The 25,812-nt window shown below is 69.8% G+C and carries 19 protein-coding genes and 1 pseudogene; 11 read left to right on the forward strand and 9 right to left on the reverse strand.

Annotated features, from left to right (window positions below; all coding sequences use genetic code 11):
- Positions 1 to 225: 225 nt before the first annotated feature.
- The 7 genes and pseudogenes from ACZ3ZD_RS24395 to ACZ3ZD_RS24425 form a co-directional block, all read right to left on the reverse strand.
- A complete protein-coding gene (locus ACZ3ZD_RS24395) occupies positions 226 to 2,634 on the reverse strand; it encodes a ricin-type beta-trefoil lectin domain protein (RefSeq protein ID WP_467401029.1) in 2,409 nt (802 codons plus the stop codon).
- Between the two features lie 176 nt (positions 2,635 to 2,810).
- Positions 2,811 to 2,891: pseudogene (locus ACZ3ZD_RS24400) on the reverse strand (arabinofuranosidase catalytic domain-containing protein); the annotation flags it as partial.
- 206 nt (positions 2,892 to 3,097) lie between these two features.
- Positions 3,098 to 4,741, reverse strand: a complete 1,644-nt coding sequence (locus ACZ3ZD_RS24405) for a glycoside hydrolase family 27 protein (RefSeq protein WP_467401033.1) — start codon at positions 4,739 to 4,741, stop codon at positions 3,098 to 3,100.
- Between the two features lie 680 nt (positions 4,742 to 5,421).
- Entirely contained in the window at positions 5,422 to 6,408 is a 987-nt protein-coding gene (locus tag ACZ3ZD_RS24410; protein WP_467401036.1) for a hypothetical protein, read from the reverse strand.
- A gap of 790 nt (positions 6,409 to 7,198) precedes the next feature.
- Positions 7,199 to 8,383 carry a cytochrome P450 gene (locus ACZ3ZD_RS24415; RefSeq protein WP_467401039.1) on the reverse strand — a complete coding sequence of 395 codons (1,185 nt, stop codon included), beginning with the start codon at positions 8,381 to 8,383 and terminating at the stop codon, positions 7,199 to 7,201.
- A gap of 30 nt (positions 8,384 to 8,413) precedes the next feature.
- Positions 8,414 to 9,769, reverse strand: coding sequence for an NAD(P)/FAD-dependent oxidoreductase (locus ACZ3ZD_RS24420; protein ID WP_467401043.1), 1,356 nt, complete (start codon positions 9,767 to 9,769; stop codon positions 8,414 to 8,416).
- Positions 9,759 to 9,968, reverse strand: a complete 210-nt coding sequence (locus tag ACZ3ZD_RS24425) for a ferredoxin (RefSeq protein WP_030176846.1) — start codon at positions 9,966 to 9,968, stop codon at positions 9,759 to 9,761. The genes ACZ3ZD_RS24420 and ACZ3ZD_RS24425 overlap by 11 nt, the downstream gene beginning before the upstream one ends.
- Before the next feature lie 371 nt (positions 9,969 to 10,339).
- On the opposite strand from ACZ3ZD_RS24425, the gene ACZ3ZD_RS24430 reads away from it, so the two are divergent.
- Positions 10,340 to 10,777 (forward strand): hypothetical protein, encoded by a 438-nt coding sequence (locus ACZ3ZD_RS24430; RefSeq protein ID WP_467401045.1) that lies wholly within the window; start codon positions 10,340 to 10,342, stop codon positions 10,775 to 10,777.
- A gap of 381 nt (positions 10,778 to 11,158) precedes the next feature.
- Positions 11,159 to 11,548 carry an SsgA family sporulation/cell division regulator gene (locus ACZ3ZD_RS24435; RefSeq protein WP_467401047.1) on the forward strand — a complete coding sequence of 130 codons (390 nt, stop codon included), beginning with the start codon at positions 11,159 to 11,161 and terminating at the stop codon, positions 11,546 to 11,548.
- Positions 11,549 to 11,972: 424 nt separating this feature from the next.
- Here the strand turns inward: ACZ3ZD_RS24435 and ACZ3ZD_RS24440 are convergent, their stop codons facing one another.
- Positions 11,973 to 12,620 (reverse strand): TetR/AcrR family transcriptional regulator, encoded by a 648-nt coding sequence (locus ACZ3ZD_RS24440; protein WP_467401050.1) that lies wholly within the window; start codon positions 12,618 to 12,620, stop codon positions 11,973 to 11,975.
- A gap of 250 nt (positions 12,621 to 12,870) precedes the next feature.
- On the opposite strand from ACZ3ZD_RS24440, the gene ACZ3ZD_RS24445 reads away from it, so the two are divergent.
- The 4 genes from ACZ3ZD_RS24445 to ACZ3ZD_RS24460 all read left to right on the forward strand — a co-directional run bounded on the left by ACZ3ZD_RS24445 (position 12,871) and on the right by ACZ3ZD_RS24460 (position 18,733).
- Positions 12,871 to 16,092 (forward strand): bifunctional cytochrome P450/NADPH--P450 reductase, encoded by a 3,222-nt coding sequence (locus ACZ3ZD_RS24445; RefSeq protein WP_467401052.1) that lies wholly within the window; start codon positions 12,871 to 12,873, stop codon positions 16,090 to 16,092.
- 161 nt (positions 16,093 to 16,253) lie between these two features.
- On the forward strand, positions 16,254 to 17,300 hold the full coding sequence (locus tag ACZ3ZD_RS24450; protein WP_467401054.1) for a zinc-binding dehydrogenase: 1,047 nt from the start codon (positions 16,254 to 16,256) through the stop codon (positions 17,298 to 17,300).
- Between the two features lie 108 nt (positions 17,301 to 17,408).
- Positions 17,409 to 18,071: a TetR/AcrR family transcriptional regulator gene (locus tag ACZ3ZD_RS24455; RefSeq protein WP_467401057.1), complete on the forward strand. Its 663-nt coding sequence runs from the start codon at positions 17,409 to 17,411 to the stop codon at positions 18,069 to 18,071.
- Between the two features lie 11 nt (positions 18,072 to 18,082).
- Positions 18,083 to 18,733: an alpha/beta fold hydrolase gene (locus ACZ3ZD_RS24460; protein WP_467401059.1), complete on the forward strand. Its 651-nt coding sequence runs from the start codon at positions 18,083 to 18,085 to the stop codon at positions 18,731 to 18,733.
- A 151-nt stretch (positions 18,734 to 18,884) separates the two neighbouring features.
- Here ACZ3ZD_RS24460 and ACZ3ZD_RS24465 read toward each other — a convergent pair whose 3' ends face one another.
- Positions 18,885 to 19,520, reverse strand: coding sequence for a TetR/AcrR family transcriptional regulator (locus ACZ3ZD_RS24465; RefSeq protein ID WP_467401061.1), 636 nt, complete (start codon positions 19,518 to 19,520; stop codon positions 18,885 to 18,887).
- Positions 19,521 to 19,658: 138 nt separating this feature from the next.
- Here ACZ3ZD_RS24465 and ACZ3ZD_RS24470 point away from each other — a divergent pair, with 138 nt between their 5' ends.
- From ACZ3ZD_RS24470 to ACZ3ZD_RS24490, 5 genes are read left to right on the forward strand one after another with little or no spacing between them, the layout of a single operon-like run.
- On the forward strand, positions 19,659 to 20,804 hold the full coding sequence (locus tag ACZ3ZD_RS24470) for a VOC family protein (protein WP_467401065.1): 1,146 nt from the start codon (positions 19,659 to 19,661) through the stop codon (positions 20,802 to 20,804).
- The gene (locus tag ACZ3ZD_RS24475; RefSeq protein ID WP_467401068.1) at positions 20,801 to 21,739 is read left to right on the forward strand and encodes a fumarylacetoacetate hydrolase family protein; all 939 of its coding nucleotides are present in this window, start codon (positions 20,801 to 20,803) and stop codon (positions 21,737 to 21,739) included. The genes ACZ3ZD_RS24470 and ACZ3ZD_RS24475 overlap by 4 nt, the downstream gene beginning before the upstream one ends.
- Positions 21,736 to 23,346, forward strand: coding sequence for a bifunctional 3-(3-hydroxy-phenyl)propionate/3-hydroxycinnamic acid hydroxylase MhpA (gene mhpA / locus ACZ3ZD_RS24480; protein WP_467401072.1), 1,611 nt, complete (start codon positions 21,736 to 21,738; stop codon positions 23,344 to 23,346). The genes ACZ3ZD_RS24475 and mhpA overlap by 4 nt, the downstream gene beginning before the upstream one ends.
- A gap of 16 nt (positions 23,347 to 23,362) precedes the next feature.
- Entirely contained in the window at positions 23,363 to 25,396 is a 2,034-nt protein-coding gene (locus tag ACZ3ZD_RS24485) for an acetoacetate--CoA ligase (RefSeq protein WP_467401075.1), read from the forward strand.
- Complete coding sequence (locus ACZ3ZD_RS24490; RefSeq protein WP_467401078.1) at positions 25,393 to 25,740, forward strand: DoxX family protein; 348 nt, start codon at positions 25,393 to 25,395, stop codon at positions 25,738 to 25,740. Before ACZ3ZD_RS24485 ends, ACZ3ZD_RS24490 begins: the two co-directional genes overlap by 4 nt.
- The last annotated feature ends 72 nt before the right edge of the window (positions 25,741 to 25,812 follow it).

The following is a 25,812-nucleotide window of genomic DNA, read 5'->3' on the forward strand; positions in this document are numbered from 1 at the left end:
CACGGTCCACCCCTTCATCCACAACCTGACGCACCATCAGAACGTGCGCCCACGGAAACACGTCGGCGTGGCCGGCCCGATCCTGGGAAAGCAGGAAAGTTGCTTGACCGTGCCACGGGTGGCGCAGGAACCCGCCCCGCCCCGGCCGACTCGCCGCCCGGGGCGGGGTGGCACCCCCAGCTGGTTGTCGCCGCCGTTCCACGTCGTCTGCCGGGCCCGGAGGGATCAGTAGCGGGTCCACTTCTGGTTGCTGCCGCCGTTGCAGGTCCACAGCTCCAGCAGGGTGCCGTTGGCGGTTCCGTTGCCGGTGGCGTCCAGGCACAGGCCGGACTGGTTGCCGGTGATCGTGCCGTCGGCGTTGAGTGTCCACTTCTGGTTGCCGCCGCCGTTGCAGGTGTAGATGTCCACCTTGGTGCCGGGGCTGGTGCCCTGCCCGGCAGCGTCCAGGCAGTCGCCGCCGTAGACCCGCAGCTCACCGGCCGACGTGCTGGTCCACTGCTGGTTGCTGCCGCCGTTGCAGTCCCACAGCTCCACCTGGGTTCCGTCGGTCTGGGACTGCTTGGGCACGTCCACGCAGCGGCCGGAGCCGGCGCCGGTGATGGGGCCGGTGGTACCGCCGCCCGGGCCGCCCGGGCCGGGGGTGATGGACAGGTTGTCGAACTGCGCCGTCTCGCCCTGGCCGGTGGCGTAGCCGGCCTGTCCGCCTGCGTAGCCGTAGTCGTCGGCCGAACCCACCGTGGAACCGTCGATCGAGGCGGTGATGGTGCTGCCGGAGAAGGTGAGTGACAGGGTGTGCCACCGGTTGGTGCCGATCGCCGCGGTCGTTCCGTGTGCCAGCGTGGTCACGCTGCCGCCGGTGTCGGTGCGGAGAACCGACCAGGCTCCGGTGTCGCTCACGCGCAGGTGGTAGGCGTTCAGGCCCGCGGCCCCGCTGTAGCTCTGGGTGTTGGCCCGGCCGAGCAGCTCGGCGTATCCGGACTTCTCGAGCAGTACGTCGGAGGAGACGGTGTAGTCGCTCCAGCCGAGGTCGCCGAGCAGGGCGTGCGGATCGGTGAGCGGGTCCCAGGTGATCGGTGCCTGCGCGCTCATCTGCCGCACGCACTTGCCGCCGCGTCCGCCGCCGCAGGCCGCGACCTCGAAGGCGCCCTGCCAGTCCATGAGGTACTTCGCCTCGGCGCCGGTGGTGTAACCGTCGAAGGTGTCGCTGTAGGGCAGGCTCATCGCGCTCCGGGCCGGTCCCGCGGCCTTCCCCTTACCCTGGCCTGTGGTGGTGGTGATCGTGTAGACGCGGCCGGGCTGCACGGTCAGGCTGAAGCCGCCGTTCGACGGGGTGATGTCGGCGGAGTGCACGAAGTAGTCCGCCTGGTTGGTGGAGTTGACGTCGGTCGCCCAGATGTGGACCGTGCCGGTGGACAGCCCCCCGGTGACGTTGAAGTTCAGCGTCTGGGTGCTGCTCGCGTCCATGGTCTCGATGACCGTGGAGTAGTCGGACCTGTTCGTGGACTTCAGGGAGACGTAGCTGCCGTTGCCGCGGTTGCCGCCGATGTAACCGCTGGAGGAGTCGAGATACTGCCAGCCCGGGGCGGTGAACTGGCTGGTCTGGGCCGCCACCCAGGTGTTCTTGCCGATCGCGTAGTAGCCGGACCACGGTTGCGGGGTGAGCGCGAGACCCATGGTGGGGTACGGGAGGTTCGGCGTGATCGCGGCGACGACGGGCCAGTTGAGGTACGCGGTCATCTTGCCGTCGATGTAGCCGCGGTTGATGCCGCGGGCCATCGCGTTGGCTCCGGCGTTGTAGTCGTCGGAGCCGTTCTCGCTGGCCCACAGCTGCTTGCCGGACGACGTGGCGGATGACGGGACACTGCAACTGGACTGCGTGGACCGGTACCCGCACGGGTAGTGGGTGCCGATGATGTCGACCGAGGAGGCGAAGGCCGAGTCGGAGTCCACGTCGTCGGCGACGGCCCAGTCGGAGTCGGCTGCGACGATCTTGACGCTGCCGTAACCGTTGCTGCCCAGCGCGCTGCGCAGTTGCTTGTACCAGGAGATGTTGTAGCCGCGCTCGTTCCATCCGCCCAGGTAGTCGATGGTCAGCCCGTGCTGCTTGGCACAGCCCAGCCAGGAGACCAGGTAGTTGATCATGTCGGTGGACCAGAAGTTGCCGTTGCCTACCCAGCCGGGCGCGCCCCAGGCGAGGCCGTACAGCTTGATGTTCGGGTTGCGCGCCTTGGCCTGCTCCATCAGCCACCACTCGTAGCCCCGGTCGCAGTTCAGGTCCGTCCGCGTGTGCTCGTGGCTTGGTTCGGCCCCCGACGTGGAGTTGGTGTCACCTCCGATCTCGGTCTTGAGGATCTGCAGGGAGGCGCCGTAGCCGGGCCGGAAGAGGTAGTCCAGGATCTGGCCTCGCTCGGGCTCGGGATAGTCGACCAGGAGCCTGCTGTTGCCACCGCCTCCGCTGATCGCGCCCACTCCGTCGAACGTGCGGCCTCCGGAGGAGCCGTTGATCGTGATCGAGCTGGCCGCGTGGGCCGGCTCGGCGATGCCGGTGACCAAGCCGCCGGCGGCCAGGACGAGGCCGATGAGCACGGCCGTCGACGTGCGTAACTGCCGGAGCAACCGGATGAAAGCTGACACGGTGGTTTCCTTTCGGGGGCGAAGGTGTCCTGCCTGCGGGAGCCGCCGTCGCCGGTTCGCGGCTCAGGGAGGGCGCCGTCGGTTGCCGAGGCGCCTGGGTGACGTCCGGGGACATCACGTGGTGGTCCTCCGGGCCGGCCTGAGGTCCGCCACCTTCCCCGCTGTGTGGTCCGGCGTCAGCGGTAAGCGGCAGCGGTGATGTCGGACTGCACCGCGTTGTCCGTCGCGCCGGACGGGTATCCCGCGACGACTGCCCCTTCGTAGAAGGACGAACGTCACCGCTTGACGGCTTGATGCGTCGATCGGGCTCATGGGCAGTGCGCCGGCGACCCGGACGCGGCCGGGACGCCTTGCGGGGACGAGAGCGTCTCAGGGCGTTGCCACGGGGAACGGTGTGCCGACGCCGGGCCGGGCTCTGCGGCTCGGAGCCCGGACGGCGATTCCTACGAAGGTTCCGGCGTGCTCAACTCAGTTTCCACTGCTGGTTGGTCTGGCCGTTGCAGGTCCACAGTTCGACCAGGGCACCGTTGGCGGTGGAGGCGCCGGTGACGTCCAGGCAGAGTCCGGACCCGACCCCGGTGATGGTGCCGTCGGTGTTGATCCTCCACTGCTGGTTGGTCTGGCCGTTGCACTGCCAGATCCCCACCCTGGTGCCGGGCGTGGTCTGGTTGTCGAACGCGTCCAGGCACATCTGCGAACCGCCCGAGTAGACCGTCAGCTGCTGGGAGGGGGTGTGCGTCCAGCGCTGGTTCGCTCCGCCGCCACAGGTCCAGATCTGGACCTGTGTGCCGGCGGTGGTGGTCGAGTCGGGCACGTCGAGGCACTTGCCGGCGACCCCCGCGTGGATCTCGCCCGTGGCCTCCCCGCCTCCGGTGCCGCTGCCACCGGCGACCCGGTACATGACGGTTCCGTGCGCCGGTACCGATGCGCTGATCGCGCCCGACGTGGTCGACGTCGCCCCGGACCACAGGTCGGTCAGGGTGTAGCTGGAGGCGCCGGTCTTGCCGACCGCGGTCGCGGTGGTGCTGATGTTCGCGGTCGATCCGGTCTCGTTGAACAGCGCGACGGACACGTCGCCGCCCGCGAGCGGCTTGGCCAGGACGTCCAGGCCGTTCGACGAGGACACCATGGTTCCCTGCCTGCCCAGCGAGTCCTGGTCCACCGCGATCACGCGGGAGTTGGTGTAGATGGACAACGTGGTGGAACTGGCGGAGGTCAGGTTCGTGCCGGCGACGAGCGGTGCGGCCATCTGAGCCCACAGGCTGAACTCCGTGCGGGCCTCGGTGTCCGTCAGGCCGCTGTTGCCGACCTCCAGCATGTCCGGGTCGTTCCAGTGGCCGGGGCCGGCGTAGGAGGCCAGGCCCACGTTGGCGTGGAAGATGGAGAGCATGCTGGAGTAGCTGGCGGTGATGTCCCCGGTGGTGCGCCAGCTGTTGCCGACGCCCGCGCCCCAGGTCCACACGTTGTCCTGGCCCCAGTTGCACAGGCTGTACAGGATGGGCCGGCCGGTCGCGGCGAGGGCGTCGCGCATAGCGGTGTAGCGGGTCTGGGCGGACACCCCGTTGTTGTTGCAGTTGTCGTACTTCAGGTAGTCCACGCCCCAGGAGGCGAAGGACTGGGCGTCGGTAGTCTCGTGACCGAGACTGCCGGGGTAGCCGGCGCAGGTGGCGGTGCCGGCGTCCTCGTAGATGCCCAGCTTGAGGCCGAGCGAGTGGACGTAGTCGGCGGTGCCCTTGATACCGTCCGGGAACTTCGCCGGATCGGGGACCAGCCGGCCCGAGGAGTCCCGGGAGTGCGTCAACCAGCAGTCGTCGATGTTGACGTACGTGTAGCCCGCCGCCTGCATGCCGTTGGTGTGCATCGCCTGTGCGGTGGACTTGATGAGCGCCTCGGAGACGTTGCAGCCGTAGGCGTTCCAGTCGTTGAATCCCATCTGTGGCGTCGACGCCAGGCCGTTGCCCAGCGCGGCCGCGGGCTGGGCCGTACCGACAGCGAGCAGTGGAAGCGCGAACGCCAGAAGGGCGCCGGCCGCCGTGAGCGCCAACGCCCTTGACCGGCGCACCAGACGGCGCAGTCCTCGTCGTGCGGGGGGAATGTGTGCGGGCATTGCCGTGGACCTCCGGAAACGGGTATCGCCTTGCGCGGAGTTGGCGAGGGCACGCATGGGGGGGTGGTGATGCACGCGGGACGGTGGCGCATGCGCGGGACCCGGGTTCGTGCGCGTCGGGGAGGCGTGGCGCCGCTGGTCGGCTCCCGGACCACTTCGGGCCGTCCGTTGTTGCCGGCGCCAAGTGGCCTCCCTGCGAGGTGGGAGCGCTCCCAATCGGCTAGACCTCTACGGTTGGCGCTCACGATCCTGTGGGTTCGCGACACGCTTGTCGTTCTCCGACGGAATGTGTTCGGATCCGAACGGAATGTGTGCGCTGTTGTTGAAACGAGGCTGGCACACAACGGGGGCGGGCTCAAGAGCCTGGACAGCATTGCCATGAAAGGGCCGGTCCGCGCCCGGTGCCGGAGTGGCGAGGCCGGAGACTCGCCCGGACCCGGACGAAGGTACCGGCACCTGCGGCCCGGGAAGAAGCCGGTCGGGGCGCCGCAGCAGGGGCCCCGGCCACTACCCGGTACCGCACCGCCACCGAGTTCCTTGGCGCCGCGGACGAACGAAACCGGACACACCGACGGGTTGGGCCCGATCACCGTGCCACCGAGTTCAGTGGCTCGGCCCGAGCCCGCGCAGGCCTCGCCGCATCCCGTCAACGCGCCTGTCCCCCCGACAGATCACGACCGTCAACGAGCATCAAGAATCCCGAAAACCGCCCCCCTCGGCTCTCTGCCGGCCAGCTCGGGATGGCTGCCCACGCGGTCCCGGAGGATGCCGACGGTGTCGGGCCACACGGTGAAGTGCCCTCCGCTGCCGACGAGGATGCGGTCCCAGTCCTGGGAAGCCGACACGCCGACTCGGTCGATGACGAAACCGCGGCAGACGGCCGCGTCCTGATCGAGCGTGCGCACCAGTGCGGCGACCGCCTCCTCGCGGTCGGGCAAGGGGATGTCGGTGAGGCGCAGCGTGATGCTCTGCGTCGTCTCGTCGGTTCGTCGCACGATGCCGGTCAGGGACTGGTCGTAGCCCTGCCAGCAGGTGAACTCGACCTTCGAGTACCGATCGTCGGCCAGGGCAGCGGCCAGGGCAGCGCTCTCACCCCTCACCGGCTCGCGGTTACCGACCGGCGTCTCGCGGAACCCGAAGAGGGCATCGGTCAGCGGGTGCACGGCGGAGAGCCCGGCGGTCTCCAGATGCGTGAGGAGCTGATGGGCGCGCGCGTTGTCCAGCTTCGGCACGTACCAGGTGAAGAAGCCCGCGGCCCCGGGCGGGGTCGCAGCGGGGGCGTTGTCCGGGAACTCCTCCTGGAAGATGCGCCTGGCCTGCTCGTCGGGCACGACAGGGACCGTGTAGTTGCTGGTCCGGAGGTGGTCCAGGAACTCCTGTGGCAGGGCAGCGTGGTGACGACGTACGTAGTGCGTGAGATCGACGGGCCAGAGCCAGGTGCCGTCCGTCATCAGGGATCCGGAGCCCGCGATCCACTCTTCGCCGCTGAGGACGTCACGCTCGGCGCCCATCGTGGAGAAGATCTCCAGGCCCGACTCCAGGTAGGCGACGATACGGTCCTCGTCCCAGGGCCCACTGTCCTGTACGGCATCTCGAAGCGACGGCGCGTCGTCTGCCGCGGTGGCCTGGCCGCCGGTCTCCCGGTAGAAGCCCGCTCGCCTGATCATTTCCACTCCTGTGAGCCTGCCGTCAGTGGGCCATGGGCAGGTAGGTGCGCCAGTAGCCATTGTTGCCGATGGTGGGGGTCTGGTTGAGGCCGAGCTGGGGGGACGTTCCCACCTTGCTCGTGGGCGCTGTCACGGGCACGCCGAGCTCGTTGGCGACGGACTGCGCGAGGGGCAGCTCGGGCGGTCTCGCGTCCGCGCCCGAGTAGCAGGAGATGAGGCGGACCGGTTCACCGTGGTAGTTGGGATTGCTGCGGAATGGCGTCCGCGACCCCGGCCAAGGGGTGGCTAAGTTCTGATCAACGCAGGCAGAGGGCGAGGACTGTACTGCCCGCCTCGGACGGCTCTTCCCGGTACTCGGTGATCGGCTGAGCCACCCGGCCATCACGCGACGGCCGGGATGGACGCGATCACTTCGTGGTGCGGACGGTACGCAGACCGGGTTCGCCCTGGCAGGACTCCACGAGTTCGGTCAGGGCTGCTCAGGGCTGAAGGTGTTGCGGGAGCGGACATGCGCAGGGCCCTCGGCGAGCAACGCCCGCCGGAAGGTCCTGCGATCGGCGCCGCCTCGGTCGGCGTGCCGCGATCTCTGCGAAGGTGGCCCAGGTTGTGGGTAATACGGCGACTCTTACACCGACAAGGTCGACTGGCCATACTTCAGAAACGGTACGAGGGCTACCCGCGGACGCCACCGTGGACCAACGGATCAGATGGCGTTCACCCGCGGAGCCCGCGGCAGCGTACGGCGCCCCCTTCCCGTCGTAGCCTGACGGGACGCCGTGCCCCCTCGGGTTCACAGGTGGATGGGCAGGTGGCGGGGTCCGCGGAGCATCGCGTTCTGCCGGTACGGGGGCGGGTCTTCAACCAGGCGGGCGCTGCCGAGACGGGGAAGCAGGGCGCCGAGCGCGGCGTACGCCTCGACGCGGGCCAGGGGTCCGCCGTAGCAGGCGTGGATACCGCTGCCGAAGCCTAGGTGTTGGTTGTCCGGGCGGGCGGGGTCGAACCGGTCGGGATCGGGGAACCGCATCGGGTCGCGGTTGCCCGAGGCGAGGACCAGAATGACGGACGCGCCTGCGGGGACGAGGGTGCCGGCGATGTCGGTGTCGGCGTGCGGGATGCGTTCGCGCATGTGGACCGGGGGCTCGTAGCGCAGCAGTTCCTCCACCGCTCGCGGGAGCAACTCCGGTTCCCGGCGCAGCCGGTCCAGCTGCTCGGGCTGGCGCAGGAGGGTGAGGGCGCCGTTGGTGATGAGGTTGACCGTGGTCTCGTGTCCGGCGATGAGGAGCAGTACGGCGGTTTCCGCGAGTTCCTCGTCGGTGAGGCGCAGGGCCGGGTCCGGCTCGTTGACGAAGGCGGAGAGCATGTCGTCGCCCGGCTTGCCGCGGCGTTGTTCGGCCAGGTTCAACAGGTAGCCGCCCATCTCCATCCGTGCCTGGTCGCCGGCCTTGTCCTGCTCGGTGGAGTCGTCGTCGGGCCTGACGTCGGCGGCTGCGACGATCGCGTCGGACCAGGCCCGGAAGAGGGGTTCGTCCTCGTGCGGCACGCCGAGCAGGCGGCAGATCACGGTGACGGGCAGCGGGTAGGCGAAGTCGTCGACGATGTCGATCTGCCGGCCCGCCTCGAACGGCTCCAGCAGTTCCCGGGTGATCCGGTCGATCTCGCCGCGCATGCCGTCGACCCGGCCAGGGCTGTGCGGGGGCCCGAACGGCCGCATGGCGAGGGTGCGCAGCCTGTGGTGTTCGGGGTCGTCGAGCCGCAGGAACGGCGGCTTGTTGGTTGCCTCGCCGCGGGTGCGTGGGTCGGCACTCATCCGTGGGTCGTGGAGCAGCGCGGCGATGTGGTGGTAGGTGCCGATCAGGTAGCTGCCGTCGGCCTGCGGCACCACGGGACCGGCCTCGCGGAGTTCCGCGTACAACGGGTAGGGGTTGGGACGGCTGGCGTAGTCGGTGATCCGTGCCAGCAGGGTCGCGGAGTCCATGACGGCTCCTCGTAGGGGGCGGGATGGGGGCTACACCACCGTCAGCCGACGGTCGGGCAGGTGACCGGTGAGTGCGACGGTCGGGCCGTGGGACAGCACGGAGGGGTCCGGTACGGCGGAGGGGATCGGGACGTCGGCCGCGATCGCACGGTCCTGCGCGCCGGGCGGCGGCGGGAACGGAGCGGCGGTCTCGATCAGGTGCCGGTAGTAGTCGAGCGCCTTGGCCATGTCGACGGTGACCGCCGCGGTGACCCGACCCTGGTAGCCGTAGACCATCGCCAGACGGCGGGCCTCCAGGGAGCCCTGGGCGATGACCACGTGGTCGGAGTAGGTGGGCACGCCCACCGACTTGATGTTGAGCCCGAACTGGGTCGACCAGAAGACCGGGATGGCCAGGTGCGGGCGCTGCAGCGGTCCGGGGTTGACCATGTTGTGGGCCGCGACCTCGGCCTGCTCGACCGCGTTGCCCCAGTGCTCCAGCGACAGCATCTGGTAGCCGAACAGCGGGTGGGGGAAGCGGGAGACGTCACCGGCCACGAAAACGTCGTCGGTGACGATCCCGTACATGTTGAAGGCCCGGCAGCCTGCGTCGCAGGCAATGCCGCGCGGGCCCGCCGCCAGCCCCGACTCCGCCAGCCACTCCACATTGCGGATCGCGCCCAGGGCCACGACGCACACGTCCGCCTCGACGCGGCTGCCGTCGGACAGCTGCGCGCCCGTGAAGCTGCCCTTGCCGTTCAAGGCGGTGACCGTCACACCGGTGCGCAGATCCACGCCGTGGTTGCGCTGCATGACGGCCGCGAGCTTGGACAGGGTGCCGCCGAGCGCGCCCACCAGGGGGGCGGGACCGCGTTCGGCGACGGTCACCTCAAGCCCCAGTTCCCGGCAGGCCGAGGCGATCTCCGAGCCGGTGAAGCCACCACCGATCACCAGCACCCGCTCCGGCCTCGCGCCGAGCCGCTCGGCCAGTCCCGCGCCGTCCTCGCGCGTGCGCAGGGTGAACACCCCGTCCAGGGCACCTTCCTCCGGTTTGGGCCAGGGCCGCGCGCGGGTCCCGGTGGCGATCAGCAGCCGGTCGTAGGGCAGGGACTCACCGTCGTCGAGCGACACCCGTTTCGCCAGCAGGTCCACAGCGGTGGCGCGCACGCCGAGGCGCCACTCGGCGTCCGGGTCCCGCCGCATCGGCAGCTCGAGGGTGTCCGCCGTCGCCTGGCCCAGCAGCACCTGCTTCGACAGCGGCGGCCGGTCGTAGGGCGCATGGGGCTCGTCCCCCACCACCGTCAGTGAGCCCGTGAACCCTTCCTCGCGCAGCGCCTCGGCTGCCCTCAGCCCGGCCAGCGACGCGCCGACGATGACGATGCGGCCGTCTTTCAGGTCACCGGGCACCGGTGCTCACCTCTTCCCCGAGGAGGATCGCCTGCACCGGACACGCGGCCGCGGCCTGGCGCACACGCTCCACCTGATCGTCTGGAACGGCCGTGGCGTACAGCAGCCCCTCCTCGCCGTGCAGCTCGAACACCTCCGGCGCGAGGAATACGCACTGCGCATAGCCCTGGCAGCGTGTGAGGTCGACAACGGTCCGCATCTCCACCACTTCTTCCTCCGTTGTCACACCCCCCTCCCCTCCAGCATGAGGCCAGAGCTGAGTCCCTGCATGCCTTGTGATCGAGCGCTGATATTCGAGCCGGTCAGGGTGACGGGGAAGGAGATGAACTCCCGGCAATGACGCCCCAGTTACTGGAGAAGCGTTCAGGTGCGTCTCCTTCGACCAAGTGGTCCGGGTGACCCGGGTCACTGTCACCGCCTCCCCATTTCCATACGTCGTATGGTTATCCTGGCAGGGCGTTCCATACAACGTATGGAACTGCTTGACGGACAACGCCACGACGCCAGGCGCCTCACATCGCCTGCAAAAGCAACCGTTGGCGCAGATCGCACCAACCGGAAGGAAAGATCATGAAGAAGCTCACGAATCGGATCGCTGTCGCCGTTTCCTCCGTGTCGGTCGCGGGTGTCGCCGTTGTCGGTGCCGGGGGCACCGCTTCGGCCGCGACTCCCGCCTCTGTGCAGGTCCAGCGGTCGGCCGAGGTCAACCTCACCGACTACCGCTGGGACCACGGCGTTGGGTACCTGATCGAGCAGGGCTACTGCTGGGACGGAAAGCGTGGCTGGCACCACGACGACCATGTCGCCGGCTCCCTCTGGCATAGCCACGACGGTCGCTGCTGCCGCTGGGACGATGAACGGCACGAGTGGAAGTCCGACAGGTCCTACCGGCTCGACTGGAACCGCTACGAGAGCGACGGCCGGGGCTGGGACCACCATGACCGGAACCGCAGTGACCGGGACTACTTCGGCCGGGACCACTACGACCGGAACCACGGTGACCGGTAAGACAGGTCCCGCCTGTACCCCTGAGTGGAGGCCGTGCCCCTCGCCTCGATGCCTGCCGGCGGCAGGGATGCGACCGCTGGTCACGGATCAGCGGTCCCCTGACCGCCGCCCGGGCGGGCGATCGAGCGAGTGCCTGCCCCCTGCTCCCCTCTGAACCTGCCTGCGGCACCACCTCGTGCCACAGGCGCGCGTCGCCCAACTGCCGCTACGCCACGACCCCCACGACCCCGCGGTCCGCCGACGCTGTCCGGCGCCCGGGCCCAGCTGAACACCCCCTGATTCGATGCGTACTTGTCGCCACGAGCGCCGGGGCGCAGCCGAGGCAAGGGGGACGCCTTGGAGAGAATGCTCATGGAGTCTTCGAGGACCGTGACTCGGGCGGTGACCGCGCAGCTCGTCGTCTCACGCACCTACTCACAGCCCTTGTGTATGCAGTTGCGGTACGAGCCTGCAGATCCCTACGTCGTCCGCGCCGCCTTTTTCGTCCACAGCGACGAGCCGGTCGAATGGGTCCTGGGACGGGATCTTCTGGCTGACGGTCTGGAGGGTTCCGCAGGTTACGCGGACGTCCGGATCTGGTCGGCCGCAGGGCGGGGTGACGAGTCGATCTACATCGCCCTCGGTTCTTCCGGAGGCAACGCCTTGCTCGAGGTCCCCGTGCAGGACATCTCGTCCTTCCTTCAGGACACCCAGGCTTTGGTGCCACGGGGTACCGAGTCCGGCCTCATCGACTGGGATGCCGAACTGGCACACCTCCTCCCCCGAGGCTGACCGCCGACCATCCATGCTCAGAAGTAAAGGAACCAGTGTCATGCCCCAGTACCAGCTTCGCGTCTACACCCTGCGCAGCTCCGACGCGCTCTCCGCCTACGAGAAGAGCTCACGGCGGGAGCGCTGGGCGGCATGGCCGCCTCGGTCAGCGGATGGGCGATGCAGCTCGACGAGGCCGGCGATCTCCCGCTTCGGGAGGCCAGATCTCGCACTTCGGGAAGGAGATCGGGAACAAGCCGACGACCGTGGTCACTTCACGGGCCAGCGTCACACGGCTGCCGTGCAGAGGCTGCGGAACCACCCTGCCGGGCGGTGTTCCCCGATATGACGGGGGTGGCTCCCGCATGTCGCAGCCTGAGATCGCCCGACTGCGGGCGCGGCTCAGGGGCCGGTGCCTGGGGCGCAACGCCTCGGAAGGTGTGGCTCAAAGGCCGGCGTCCCGGCCGTCACGATCGCCGGTGAGCCGGCTTTCCAGACCGGTGATCAGTGTGTCCATCACGAGGCGGAACATGTGGTCCTGGTCAGGGCCTTCAGGAGCTACGTCCGCAGAGTCCGCACCCCCATCACCGTCTTCACCATCGTCGAAGCCGGGGGGCTTGAGGGTCGACCACTTGCGGAGCGAGCCGTTGAGTTCGGCGGCGAGGACACCGATGACGACGGCGACCATCAGCGCCGCGATCTCCGAGACCTCTGACTGCGGAACCCCGGCAGCCTCCACGATCGCGGTGAGCGCGGTCCAGAACGGGTCGTCGGGCTGGATGAAGTCCGGTTGGTGGCTGAACGAGTAGGCCATCAGCTCGGGGTGACGGTGCGCCAGGGTCCGGAAGTCCGTGGCGAGCAGGCGGATCCGATCCTGCCAGGGCGCGTCCTCCAGTGTCACGGTGCGGAACTGGGCGCCGACCATTCTCGTCACGCCGCGCAGCACGGCTTCCTTGTTCGGCACGTGGTGGTACAGCGACATCGGGTTCGCGTCGAGCTCGGTGGCAAGTTTGCGCATGGTGAGCGCCTCGACCCCGTCCTCGTCGATGAGCCGCAGGGCGGCGGCATAGATCCCGGCCTCGGTCAGAGGCACGTCCCTCTTCCTCGTTCCCCGCGGGGGACGCCTCACCTTCTTTTCCATACCTCGTACGGTACCAGTTCCCTACACCGTATGGAAATGACCTGAACCACAGCGCCCACCAGGGTGGCCGGGCTTGCCTCACATTTCCATACGCCGTACGGTACTAATTCCATACGACGTATGTTTCTGCAGGGCCCCCGGCATCGACCTACGCAGCGCGCCCTTGCCCACCCCCTACACCCCCTCCGCAGAGGAGCAAGACATGACCACGCACTCCGCGAACGGCCTTCGCCCCATCCGGTCCCCGCGCGGGATCCCTCTCCTCGGCCACACGCCGCAGATCCCCGGCACCAACCCGTTCGGGTACTTCGCCGAACTGGCCAAGCAGTTCCCCGAGGGCATCTACGGCATGGACATCGCCGGCATCGAGCAGGTCTTCGTCTACGACCCGGACCTGGTAGCCGAGGTCAGCGACGAAACGCGGTTCTTCAAGCAGATCGACAAGACGCCGCTGAGCCATGTCCGGGACTACTTGAACGCGGGCCTGTTCACCGCGCACCAGCACGAAGAGGAATGGGGCAGGGCGCACCGGATCCTGCTGCCGGCCTTCAGCCAGCGGGCCATGAAGGCGTACTTCGGGCAGATGCTGGAGATCGCCCAGAACCTGGCGGGCAAGTGGGAGGCCAGGGAGGGGCAGCCGGTCAACATCACCGACGACTACACCCGCCTGACGCTGGACACGATCGCCCTGTCGGGGTTCGGCTACCGGTTCCAGTCCTTCGACAAGGAGGAGCTGCACCCGTTCCTGAACGCGCTGCTGGAGGCGCTGATCGAGTCGCTGCGGCGCTCGCAGGAGCTGCCGATGATGACCAAGCTGCGCAAGGCGGACGACCGGAAGTACCGCGAGAACATCCGGCTGATGCAGGACCTGGTCGAGAACGTGATCAAGGAGCGCCGCGAAGGGAAGGGCGGCGGTGAGGAGGACCTGCTGGGCCTGATGCTGGAGGCCACGGACCCGGAGACCGGCAAGCTGCTGGCCGATGACAACGTGCGTGACCAGGTGCTGACGTTCCTGATCGCCGGTCACGAGACCACCAGCGGCCTGCTGTCGTTCGCCACCTACTCACTGATGCGCAACCCGCACGTGCTGGCCCAGGCGTATGCCGAGGTGGACCGGCTGATGCCCGGCGACACCGTCCCGGACTACGACACGATCATGCAGATGGACGTCATCCCGCGGATCCTGGACGAGACCCTGCGCCTGTGGGCCCCCATCCCTTTGATCGGCAAGGCCCCGCTTGAGGACACCGTCATCGGCGGCCGCTACGAGCTGAAGAAGGGCACGCGGGTCAACATCCTCGAAGAACCGCTGCACACCCACCCCAAGGCATGGGACCGTCCCCACGAGTTCGACATCGACCGGTGGCTTCCGGAGAACCGCGCCAAGCAGCACCCGCACGCCTACAAGCCGTTCGGCAACGGCGTGCGTGCCTGCATCGGCCGGCAGTTCGCGCTCACCGAGGCCCGTCTGGTCCTGGCGCTGGTGCTGCGGAAGTTCAAGTTCTCCGACACGGCCGACTACAAGATGGACGTCCGGGAGGCGCTGACGCGCAAGCCCGGCGACTTCGAACTGGTCGTGCGCCGCCGCAAGGAGCACGAGCGGAACGTCTTCGGTGCCGTGGACCTGAAGACGGACGACACCCAGGCCCAGGCCGCGGTCAGCGGTGTGGGTGTGAACCTGACGGTGGCGTACGGCTCCAGCCTGGGTTCGTGTGAGGACCTCGCCCGCACCATCGCCGACCGCGGTGAGCGCTCCGGGTTCGGCACCACGCTGGTGAGCCTGGACGAGCTCAGCGACAACCTGCCCACCGAGGGCCTGCTCGCCGTGGTGGCCGCCAGTTACAACGGCAAGGCTCCCGACAACGCCCAGCGCTTCGACGACCTGCTCGCCGCCGGGCTGCCCGAGGGCTCGCTGGCGAATGTGCGGTACGCGCTGCTGGGTGCCGGCAACACCCAGTGGGTGGCCACCTTCCAGGCATTCCCCAAGCGGATCGAGGAGGGCCTGCTGGCCGCCGGCGCCACCCCCATCGTCGAGCGCGGTATCGCGGACGCCGCCGGTGACTTCGACGGCATGGCCACGCGGTGGATGGACAACCTGTGGGCCACTCTGGCCGAGGAGTACGCCGCCGACACCTCCCAGGCGAGCGGCCCCCGCTACCAGGTCCAGCTGCTCACCGAGTCCGACGTGCGTCCCGCCATCGTCTCCGAGCAGGCGTACCCGCTCACCGTGGTGGCCAACGAGGAGCTCGTGGCCGACGCGACCGGACTGTGGGACTTCAGCATCGAGCCGCCGCGCCCGTCCGCGAAGTCCATCACTCTCGAGCTGCCCGAGGGCGTCACCTACGACACCGGCAACCACCTGGCCGTCTTCGCCAAGAACGAACTCGCCCTGGTGGAGCGCGCACTGAGGCGGCTCGGCGTCGACTACGACCAGGTGCTCCGGCTCGACCAGCCGGCCGGTGGCCGCTCCCACCTGCCGGTCGGCACCCCGGTCACCGCCGGCATCCTGCTCACCGAGTTCCTGGAGCTGCAGGACGTGGCCACCCGGTCCCAGATCCAGACGCTCGCCGAGCACACCGAGTGCCCGTGGACCCGGCCGCAGCTCCAGGCGTACACCGCCGACACCCAGGAGGCCGAGGAGCGCTACCAGAAGGAGATCCTCGGCAAGCGCATCTCCGTGCTGGGCCTGCTGGAGCGCTTCCCGGCCGTCGAACTGCCGCTGGCGGTTTTCCTGGAGATGATGGGCCCCATCCGCCCGCGCTTCTACTCCATCTCCTCCGCCCCGTCCGCCAACCCGCGCCATGTGCGCCTGACCGTCGGCCTGCTGGAAGGGCCGGCCCTGTCCGGCGACGGCCAGTACCGCGGTACCTGCTCCGCCTACGTCGCGGGCCTGGAGCCCGGGGACGTCGTCTACGGCTACGTCCGCGTGCCCTCCCCGACGTTCGCCCCGCCCGCCGACCCGGCCACGCCGCTGATCCTCATCGGCCCCGGCACCGGCATCGCGCCGCTGCGCGGCTTCCTGGAGGAGCGGGCGACACAGCACGCGAACGGCACCCAGGTCGGTCTGTCCCAGGTGTTCGTCGGCTGCCGCCACCCGGAGCACGACTACTTCTACAAGCAGGAGATGCAGGACTGGGAGCAGGCCGGCATCGCCCAGGTGCACACCGCCTTCTCCGCGGTGACCGGCCACCCGGCCCGGTTCGTGCAGAACGCCATCGCCCATGCCGCCGACACGGTGTGGCAGGCCATCGAGGACGGCGCGTACGTCTACGTCTGCGGTGACGGCCGCCGCATGGCACCAGCCGTCCGCGAGGCCCTCGCCGCCATCCACCGCCAGAAGACCGGCAGCGACGACGCGACCGCCCAGCAGTGGCTCGCCCAGCTCGAGGCCGACGAGCGCTACCAGCAGGACGTCTTCGCCTGACCGTCGCACGCCGTCAAGGCGCGCTCCCCCCCAGCCGCCGGGAGGCGTGCGGACGTCCTGCCGCCCCCGCACGCCTCCCGGTCCCACCAGCCATTCAGACATCCCATGGGCACCCATGGCCCGAACCACCGGGCCGTGCCGCTCACAGAAAGCAGACCGTCATGGACAGCATGCTCGCCGGACGCTTCCACCTGGACAGCAAGAAGTTCGCCGTGGAAGAGGTCCCGATCCCCGTGCCGGGCCCGGGCGAGGTCCTCATCGAGGTCAAGGCCGCCGGCGTCTGCCTCTCCGACGTCCACCTCCTCGACGGCTCCCTCGTCCCGCTGTTCGCCACCTCCGACACGGTCACCGTCGGCCACCAGGTCTCCGGCGTGATCCACACGCTCGGCCCCGACCTCAAGCGCGGCCTGCCCGTCGGCACCCGCGTCACCCTGGAGGCCGGCAAGACCTGCGGCACGTGCGCCGGCTGCGTGCGGCGCCGGCCCTGCACCCAGATGCTCACCGCCGGCATCGACTACGACGGTGGCTGGGCCGAGTACGTGATCGCCCGCGAGGACACCCTCATCACCATCCCCGACAGCCTCCCCTTCGACCAGGCCGCGATCATCCCCGACGCGGTCTCCACCCCCTACGCCGCCGTCGTCGCCACCGCGGGCGTCCGTGCCGCCCAGTCCGTCGGCGTCTGGGGCGTGGGCGGCGTCGGCGCGCACAACGTACGCCTCGCCCGCCTGGTCGGCGCCGCCCCGATCATCGCCGTCGACCCGCTGCCCAGCGCCCGCGAGCGCGCCCTGGCCTTCGGCGCGGACCTCGCGCTCGATCCGGCAGCTCCCGACTTCGCCGACCAGGTCCGCGCGGCCACCGGCGGACGCGGCCTGCACTTCGCCTTCGACTGCGCCGGCGTACCCGCCGTCCACGACCAGGCCGCCTCCGTGCTCGGCCTGGGCGGCTCCCTCATCCTGGTGGGCATCACACCCCGGCCGCTCACCATCACCGAGGGCCTGACCTTCAACTACCTGCAGAAGCAGGTGCGCGGCCACTACGGCGGCTTCCCCGAGTCCGTCTCCGAGCTGGTGCAGCTGACCGCGGCCGGCCGCCTCGACCTGGCCCCCTCCATCACCGACCACATCCCGCTGGTGGACGCGGCCGACGCGGTCAACCGTCTCGAGAACAAGATCGGCGACCCGATCCGGCTCATCCTCGTCCCCTGACGTCCATCAGCTGGACACCAAGCCACCCTGGGCAGGGGTGAGTGGGCGCCGGTGCGTGAGGGAGCACCGGCGCCCACGGCTTTCCGGCAACCGTGGAGAGACAGAACCATGCAGACGACCGACACCCCGAGCGGCGCACCGCAACGCAGCGACGCTCGCGCGAACCGTCAACGCATCCTTGCCACCGCTCGGCGGAAACTGCGGGACGACCCCGACGCAAGTCTCGACAGCATCGCTGTGGCGGCGGGCCTCGCGCGGCGCACCTTCTACGGACACTTCTCCAACCGGCAAGCTCTCCTCACCGAGTTGGCGCAGGAAGCAGCCCAGGCGCTTCACCAAGCGTTCGCCCTGACACGCATCCGAGGTGCTGATCCGCTGGAGGCGATGGCGCGGATGGCCCTGGCGGCATGGGCGGTGGACGACCAGTACCGCATGCTCATCTCCCTCGGTCGCCGCCACCTCGGAGAGGAGACGATACGCGCCACTCTGGCACCTGCCCGCGAAGAGGCCATCGCGGCAATACGACGTGGCCAGCACGAAGGCGTGTTCGCGAACCACGTCCCCGCGCCCGTCCTCGCACAAGCGCTGGAAGCACTGATGCTGGCCCTCGCCGAGGAGAACACCACGTCCACCTGGGCGGACCCCACGGGTGAGGCCGCGGCGACCGCGGCCCTCGTCGCCGCCGGCGTAGCACCGCAGATCGCATCCCGCCGGGTTCGAGCCGTGTTGCATGAGCATGTGGTGTCTGTGCTGCGGCCAGCGAGCACCTGATCCGCAGCGGCGTGGAGGCTTGGGACCTGCCCGGTTTCGGTTCGCCGCGACCCGAGGGCTTCCACTGCACCAAGGAGGAGTACGTCTCCTGGATCATCGAGCGGTTGCAGGCAATCGGCGAGCCGGTCGGCCTGGTCGGCCATGACTGGGGCTGCCTCCTCACCGCGCGCGTGGCTTCCATACGGCCGGAGCTGATCCGCACATGGGCTGGCAGCAACGGTCCGGTCAGCGCCGAGTACGTCTGGCATCCACTGGCCAAGCTGTGGCAGGACCCGGTCGCGGGCGACCACTGGGCCAACGAGTACGACCCCGGCGAGTTCGCCAAGGACCTGACCGACAACCTCCAGATCCCGGCTGAGCTGGCCGAACAGACGGCCGGCCGCGTGGACGAGACCATGCGCGACAGCATTCTCCAGCTGTACCGCTCCGCATTGACGGTCGGTGCGGAGTGGGAAGCGGGTCTGGCGGACCTGGCCGGACCGTCCCTGGTGTTCTGGGGGGCGTTCGACCCAGTCTGCCCCGTCGACTTCGGCGAGAAGATGGCGGCTTCCGTGCGCGCCGCCCGTTTTCTGAGGCTGGACAGTAGCCACTGGACGCCTATCCAGAAGCCGGCCGAGGTCGCCGCCGCCCTCGAGGAGCACTGGAGCAGCTCTCGGGGGTGAGTGGCGCGTCCAGCAACAGCGCGCTTGGGCCGCCACATGTAAATCGGTTTCCACGACATCGTGGATCGCCGACGCCCCAGCCTGCAGGGCTGCGATGCCGTAGCACGGGGCCCACCCGACTTGGCCAGCGGCGGCGCACCAATCCGGATCCTCAGATGAGATCGGGCAGCGGGCGCCGGGTCACTTCGTGCGCGTCCTCCGGCGGGAGCCCGAGCATGCGCAGGACCATCTCGGCCAGGTCGGAGGCGGCCTCGTCGCCGTCGAGGTCCGGACGGTCCAGCCGCAGAGCCACCAGGGACAGCAGGGTGCCGCCCAGGGCGGACAGGGCGGTGGTCGCGTTGCCGCAGGTGAAACGGCCTGAGGCGATGCCGGTCTCCAGGTCGCGCAGGGCGCGTGGGGCGAGGCCGCGGTCGGAGTGGATGTGGGACAGGCCGCGGTCGCGCAGGATCCGCATGAGTTCCGGGTGGGAGTCGGCCATCCGGGCGGTGAGCCGGAAGCCGGCCGCGACCAGCTCGGCCGGGTCGTCGATGCCTTCCACGCACGCGTCGATGACCTGCCCGAACTCCTCCAGGGCGTCCGTCACCGCCGCGTCGAACAGCTCCGTCTTCGACTCGAAGTGGTTGTAGAAGGACCCGAAGCCGACATCGGCGCGCTCGGCGATGGCCTGGATGCTCGCGCTCGTGTCCCCGGTTTCCGCGAGGATCTGCCGGGCCGCGCGGACGAGCGCCTGGCGGGTCTCGGCACGGCGTCGCTCGAAGCGGTTCTTGGGCGGGGCTGACGTCGGCATACGGCCCAGTGTAACCGCCGCAACGATGACACTGGCATTACTGATGAGATCCTCAATTATTTGGGCTGCACCTATTGACGGAGGGAAACAGCAGAGTTGATGATTTCCTCATTGCGGCAGTGTTGCTTGGAGGACACCATGTCCCACATCCCCGTTAACAAGGGCGGTCCTCTGACGCCCCACCAAGACCTCCACAGTGAGCAGGGCGCCCTACGCGGTGAGCATCCCGGCCGGTCCCGGAACCCCGTCATCAAGGTGGCGGACCTGGCCTGGCTGGAGTTCGAGAAACCGGACCTGGACCGGGCCGAGGTGTTCGCCCGGGACTTCGGGTTCGCGATCGCCGCCCGCACCGAGCGGGAGTTGTGGCTGCGCGGCACCTTCGCGGGCTCACCGTGCATGGTCATCCGGCGCGGGCAGACGTCCCGCTTCGTCGGGCCGGCGTTCCACGCGGCCGAACGGGCCGATCTGGACCGGCTGGCCCGCGCGACCGGCAATGACGTACGCGACATCGACGTCCCCGGCGGCGGACAGGCGGTCGCCCTGCTCGATCCCTCCGGCTTCCCGGTCCGGGTCGTGCACTGCGCCGAGCAGTTGCCCGCACTGTCCGAGCAACAGCCGCTGATTCTCAACACCGGCACCGAGCACCGACGCGCGAACGCCACCCAGCGTCCTCCCCGCGAGCCGTCGCGCATTCAGCGGCTCGGGCACGTGGTGCTGGAGACGCGGGTGTTCATGCGGGCCCTGGACTGGTATCTGGACACCCTCGGGATGATCGTGTCCGACTTCCTGTTCCTGGACGGACAGCGCCGGCGCGGGCCGACCATGGCGTTCATCCGCTGCGACCAGGGCAGCCTGCCCGTGGACCACCACACCCTCGCGCTGCACCTGGGGCCCGGCACCGGCTACGTCCACTCCGCCTACCAGGTCACCGACCTCGACGCGATAGCCGCCGGCGGCGAGTACCTCGCCGAGCGCGGCTACCGGCGCAGCTGGGGCATCGGCCGGCACATCCAGGGCAGCCAGCTCTTCGACTACTGGCGCGACCCCGACCGCTTCATGCTGGAGCACTTCGCCGACGGCGACCTGTTCTCCTGCGACCTCGAACCCGGATGGGCACCGATGTCCGCGAGCGGCCTGGCCCAGTGGGGCCCGCCCGTCACTCGCGACTTCCTCGGCGCCAGCCCGTCACCCGCCAAGCTGCGCGAAGTCACGCATGCCCTGCGCGGCGACAACGAACTCGACCCCGCACGCCTGCTGGGCCTGATGAAAGCGATGAGCTCATGAGCACCAACGTCCTGCGCACCCCCGACGGCTGGTGGGCCGTCCGCGACGAGCGCGCCGTCCGCATCGAGACCAAGGCCGTCACCACCGCCGAGCTGCTCGCCGACCGGGATGCCGTCCGTGAGGCCACCGCCTCCGGCGAAAGCGGCACGCCGGTCGCCGACCTGGTGGCGCTGCCCCCGGTGACCACCCCGTGCCGGGTGGTGGCCCAGATGGTCAACTACCGCAGCCACGCCAGGGATTCCGGGTTCAACGGCGACATACCGCCCACCTTCTTCCGCAAGGCGTCCGGCTCCGTCACCGGCCCGCACGACACGATCGTCCGCCCGGCACGCGTCGACTTCCTCGACTACGAGGTGGAACTCGGCCTCGTCATGGGCGCGACCCTGCCCGTAGGCACCGTCGTGGAAGAGCGGGACCTGCCGCGCTACGTCGCCGGGCTGGTCCTCACCAACGACGTCAGCGCACGCGACGTGCAGCTGACCAAGACCCAGTTCTACGAGAGCAAGTCGTACCCGACCTTCACGCCGACGGGTCCGTACCTGGCCCTGCTGGAGCCGGAGGACTTCGACCGTCTGATCGACCTGCGACTGCGGCTGTCGGTGAACGGCGTAACGCGTCAGGACCGCACACTGGCCGACATGATCGTGCGGCCCGCGCAGGCCCTCACCCTGCTCGCCCGCTTCCAGACCCTCGACCCGGGCGACCTGCTGCTGACCGGAACGCCCGGCGGCACCGCCCTGAAGGCTCCGCCCAAGCCGATCGAGAAGATCGCCGCGCTGCTGCCGCCCGCGCTGAAGTGGAAGGCGTTCTTCAAGGGGCAGGCCAAGAACCCCCTCTACCTGCGCAACGGTGACCTCGTCACCGCCACGATCGCCACCCCGGACGGGCGAATCGACCTCGGCGAGCAGCGAAACCCTGTGGCGGACGCAAGGTGAGCGCCCCAGCCGCCCGCAGACCGGTAGTGATCATCGGCGCGGGGCCCGTGGGGATCACCGCCGCGCTCCTGCTCGCCCAGCACGGAGTGCCCAGCCTGCTCCTCGAACGCCACCGGGACATCTACCCCCTGCCGCGCGCCGTCGTCGTGGACGACGAGGTTCGCCGGATCCTGCAGAGCGTCGGCGTCCACGAGGAGTTCGCCACTCTCGCCAGGCCAGCGCCCGGGTTGCGGCTGCTGGACGCCCGGCGCCGCGTGATCGCCGAGTTCCCACGGTCCCTGCACGGCCACCACGGCTTCCCGCAGACCAGCATGTTCGACCAGCCAGAGCTGGAACGGCTGCTGCGCGACGCCCTGGCCCGTCGCCCCGAGTGCGAGCTGCGAGGCGGGGTGGAGGTCGGGTCCGTCAGCCAGGACACCGACCGAACGGCTCCGGTCCGGGTCACCTTCCGCCGCGACGGCAGCGATGAGGACGAGCACGTGTGGGCCGACGCCGTCCTCGGCTGCGACGGCGCGGGCAGCATCACCCGCGACGCCATCGGCGCCGTGTGGGAGGACCTGCACTTCGAGGAGAGCTGGCGGGTCATCGACGTGCGCACCAGCCTCCCGGTGCGCACCTGGGAAGGCGCCGAGCAGATCTGCTGCCCCACCCGCCCGGCCACCTTCATGCGAGTCGGCGAAGACCGCTACCGCTGGGAGTTCCGATTGGCCGAGGGTGAGACCTTGGACGGCCCGAAAGAGCTGGAACAGCTGCACGAGCTGGTCGCCCCCTGGGTCGACCTGCCGTCCGCTGCCCACGGGGGCGGGGGCGACGGCTTCGAGGTGATCCGGCAGGCGCGGTACACCTTCCGGGCCCGCCTCGCCGACCGGTGGCGCCGGGGACGCGTCTTCCTGCTGGGCGACGCGGCCCACCTCACCCCGCCCTTCATCGGGCAGGGCCTGTGCACGGGCCTGCGCGACGCCCGCAACCTCACCTGGAAACTCGCCCGCGTCCTTCAGCAGGGCGCGGACGACCGGCTGCTGGACACCTACCAGCAGGAACGCAAGCCGCACGCCCGCCACGTGATCCGCGTCGCGGTCGCCGTCGGATGGGCCATGACCGGCGGACAGGACCGCGGTGCGGCCATCCGCCGGGCCGCGGTGGGCGCGGCCTGCCGCATCCCCGGTGTGACCGCGGCGGTGAGCCGCGACCTCAGTCCCGCACTGACCGCCAATCCGCTGGTACGACGCCGCCCCCGGCTGACCGGCCGCTCACTGGCCGGCACCTTCTGCCCGCAACCCTGGGTGGTCGTCGACGGCAGGCGAGAGCGCCTGGACGACATCCTCGGGCACTCCTTCGCCGTGCTGACCGCCGTGCCGCCCACGGCACGGATGACGGGCGTGGCCACGGCCCTGGGCGCATCCCTGATCCATGTCGTCGACATGGACGACGACGGCACGCTGACCGCCTGGCTGTCACGCGGCCGGGCGAACGCCGTCCTCCTGCGCCCCGACCGCGTCGTGATGGACACCGTCCCCACCGGCACCGGCGACTTCACCGACGCCGCCGCCTGGGCTCCCCTGCTGCACACGGCCCGCCGCCCCGCCGCTGCCCGGCCGGCACCCTGACGAGGAACACCACACCATGACCACCCCGCACTCCACGCCCTGTCCGGAGCCCTTCCTGCCGCCCGACCCCCAAGCGGCCGCCGGCAGCCGCATCGCGGACTTCGCCCGCTGGGCCACCCGGCACCGGGGCGCCGAAGGGATTCCGGACCCGACCGACTACCAGGCCCTGCACCAGTGGTCCGTCACGGACCTGGAAGGATTCTGGGCCGCGGTGTGGGAGTACTTCGACATCGACGCCACCACTCCGTACGAGCGAGTGCTGGCCGAGGAAGCCATGCCCGGCGCCCGCTGGTTCCCCGGCGCCACCCTCAACTACGCCCACCACGCACTGCGCAACCTGCACCCGGACGCACCCGCGATCACCGCCCTGGACGAGACCGGAGCCGCCTACGAGATCACGGGCCGGCAGCTGCGCGCCCAGGTCGCCTCCGTCGCAGCCACCCTGCGCGACCTGGGCGTCGGACCGGGCGACCGGGTGGTCGGCTACCTGCCCAACACCCCCCACGCCATCATCGCCTTCCTCGCCACCGCCGGCCTGGGCGCGGTGTGGTCCGTGTGCGGCCAGGACTACGCCCCCAAGGCCGCAGCCGACCGCTTCGCCCAGCTCGAACCCACGGTCCTCATCACCGCGGACGGCTACCTCTTCAACGGCACCCGGCACGACCGCCGCCCCGCCTCCCTCGACCTCGCCGACGCCCTGCCCACGCTCAAGGCCACGGTCCTCGTGGATCACCTGGGCCTCGCGTGGCCAGCGACCCGGGCCGCGAGTCTGACGGTTCCCTGGGAGGACGCGGCCGGCCGCACCGAGTACCTCGCCATCACCCCGGTCCCGTTCGACCACCCGCTGTGGATCGTCTTCTCCTCCGGCACCACCGGACTGCCCAAAGGCATCGTTCACGGTCACGGAGGCGTCCTGCTGGAACACCTCAAGACCCTCGGCCTGCACTGCGACCTGGGCGTCGGTGACCGCCTGCTGTGGTACACCACCACCCACTGGATGATGTGGAACCTGGTCGTCTCCACCCTGCTGACCGGTGCCGCCACCTGCACCTACGACGGCAGCCCCGCGCCGGTGGCGCGCCCGGACGTCCTGTGGGAGCTGGCGGCCCGCCACAAGGTCACCGTCTTCGGCACCAGTCCTCAGTACCTGCTGGCCATGGCCAAGCTCGGCGTCGACCCCGCCGTGCACGACCTTTCGGCGATCCGCGTCATCGGCTGCACCGGCTCAGCCCTGCCGGCCTCCGCATACCCCTGGGTCCGCGACCACGTCGGCGCAGGCGTCCAGCTGGCCTCCACCAGCGGCGGGACGGACGTCGTCTCCGGCTTCGCCGGCGGCGCCCCCACCACCCCGGTGTGGGCGGGTGAGCTGTCGGCTCCCAACCTCGGCGTGGCGCTCGCGGCGTACGACGGCGCGGGACGGCCGGTCGTCGACCAGGTCGGCGAACTGGTCGTCACCCGGCCCATGCCCTCGATGCCGCTGTACTTCTGGAACGACCCTGACGGCAGCCGCTACCGCGACGCCTACTTCAGCGCCTACCCGGGCGTGTGGCGGCACGGCGACTGGATCACCCTCACCTCCCACGGCTCGGTGATCGTGCACGGCCGCTCCGACGCCACGCTCAACCGCAACGGGGTGCGCCTGGGCAGCGCCGACATCCACGACATCGTCGAACGCCTCCCCGAGATCACCGAGGCCCTCGTCATCGGTGCAGAGGAACCCGACGGCGGCTACTGGATGCCGCTCTTCGTGGTCCTCGCCGACGGGACCGTCCTGGACGAGCCCCTGCGCGAGAAGATCCGCGACGCGATCCGCACCGGCGCCTCCCCCCGCCACGTCCCCGACGAGATCCTCGCCGTGCCGGCCATCCCGCACACGAAGACCGGCAAGAAGCTTGAGGTCCCGGTCAAACGCCTCCTCCAGGGCGCACCCGCCGAGCAGGTCCTCAATCCCTCCGCGGTGGACAACCCCGACCTGATCGCCTACTTCGCCGGTCTGGGAGCCGAACGCCGCCAGGCCCCTTGTCCGCTCACCCCCGAGGACGTCTCGTGATCCTCTCCGCCTCGCTGACCTGTCTCATCGCGTTGATCTTCGCCCTGCTGGGCGCGGCCAAGATTCTGGCCCTGGGTCCGATGCCCGAGCTGGCCGCCCACGCCGGCTTCACCACTGCGGCCTACCGGGTCATCGGCGGCCTGGAGCTGGCGGCCGCCATCGGCGTGGCCCTCGGCCCGGTCGTACCGCTGTGCGGCGACCTGGCCGGTATCGGGCTGCTGATGCTGCTCGCCGGTGCCGTGACCACGCACGTACGCAAGGGCGACGGGCTGACCAAGCTCCTCCCCGCGGTGACATGCGCTGCTTTGGCCGCCTGGTATCTCGTACTCCTCCCCGGCCTCTGACCCGTTCCGGGGGACTGCCGGCGGCCACTCGTCCTGTTAGCGAGCCCACGGCGGGGCTGGCAGACTGAATCC

The sequence above is a fragment of the Streptomyces sp. NPDC023481 genome (assembly GCF_055560195.1).

Excerpts from the sequence above, each read along its gene's own strand:
- ACZ3ZD_RS24475 (WP_467401068.1), top strand. The coding sequence starts at position 20,801 with ATGAGCACCAACGTCCTGCGCACCCCCGACGGCTGGTGGGCCGTCCGC.
- ACZ3ZD_RS24425 (WP_030176846.1), bottom strand. The coding sequence starts at position 9,968 with ATGCGGACCGTTGTCGACCTCACACGCTGCCAGGGCTATGCGCAGTGC.
- ACZ3ZD_RS24415 (WP_467401039.1), bottom strand. The coding sequence starts at position 8,383 with ATGGACTCCGCGACCCTGCTGGCACGGATCACCGACTACGCCAGCCGT.
- ACZ3ZD_RS24470 (WP_467401065.1), top strand. The coding sequence starts at position 19,659 with ATGTCCCACATCCCCGTTAACAAGGGCGGTCCTCTGACGCCCCACCAA.
- ACZ3ZD_RS24445 (WP_467401052.1), top strand. The coding sequence starts at position 12,871 with ATGACCACGCACTCCGCGAACGGCCTTCGCCCCATCCGGTCCCCGCGC.
- ACZ3ZD_RS24485 (WP_467401075.1), top strand. The coding sequence starts at position 23,363 with ATGACCACCCCGCACTCCACGCCCTGTCCGGAGCCCTTCCTGCCGCCC.
- ACZ3ZD_RS24455 (WP_467401057.1), top strand. The coding sequence starts at position 17,409 with ATGCAGACGACCGACACCCCGAGCGGCGCACCGCAACGCAGCGACGCT.
- ACZ3ZD_RS24410 (WP_467401036.1), bottom strand. The coding sequence starts at position 6,408 with ATGATCAGGCGAGCGGGCTTCTACCGGGAGACCGGCGGCCAGGCCACC.
- ACZ3ZD_RS24405 (WP_467401033.1), bottom strand. The coding sequence starts at position 4,741 with ATGCCCGCACACATTCCCCCCGCACGACGAGGACTGCGCCGTCTGGTG.
- ACZ3ZD_RS24465 (WP_467401061.1), bottom strand. The coding sequence starts at position 19,520 with ATGCCGACGTCAGCCCCGCCCAAGAACCGCTTCGAGCGACGCCGTGCC.
- ACZ3ZD_RS24430 (WP_467401045.1), top strand. The coding sequence starts at position 10,340 with ATGAAGAAGCTCACGAATCGGATCGCTGTCGCCGTTTCCTCCGTGTCG.
- ACZ3ZD_RS24450 (WP_467401054.1), top strand. The coding sequence starts at position 16,254 with ATGGACAGCATGCTCGCCGGACGCTTCCACCTGGACAGCAAGAAGTTC.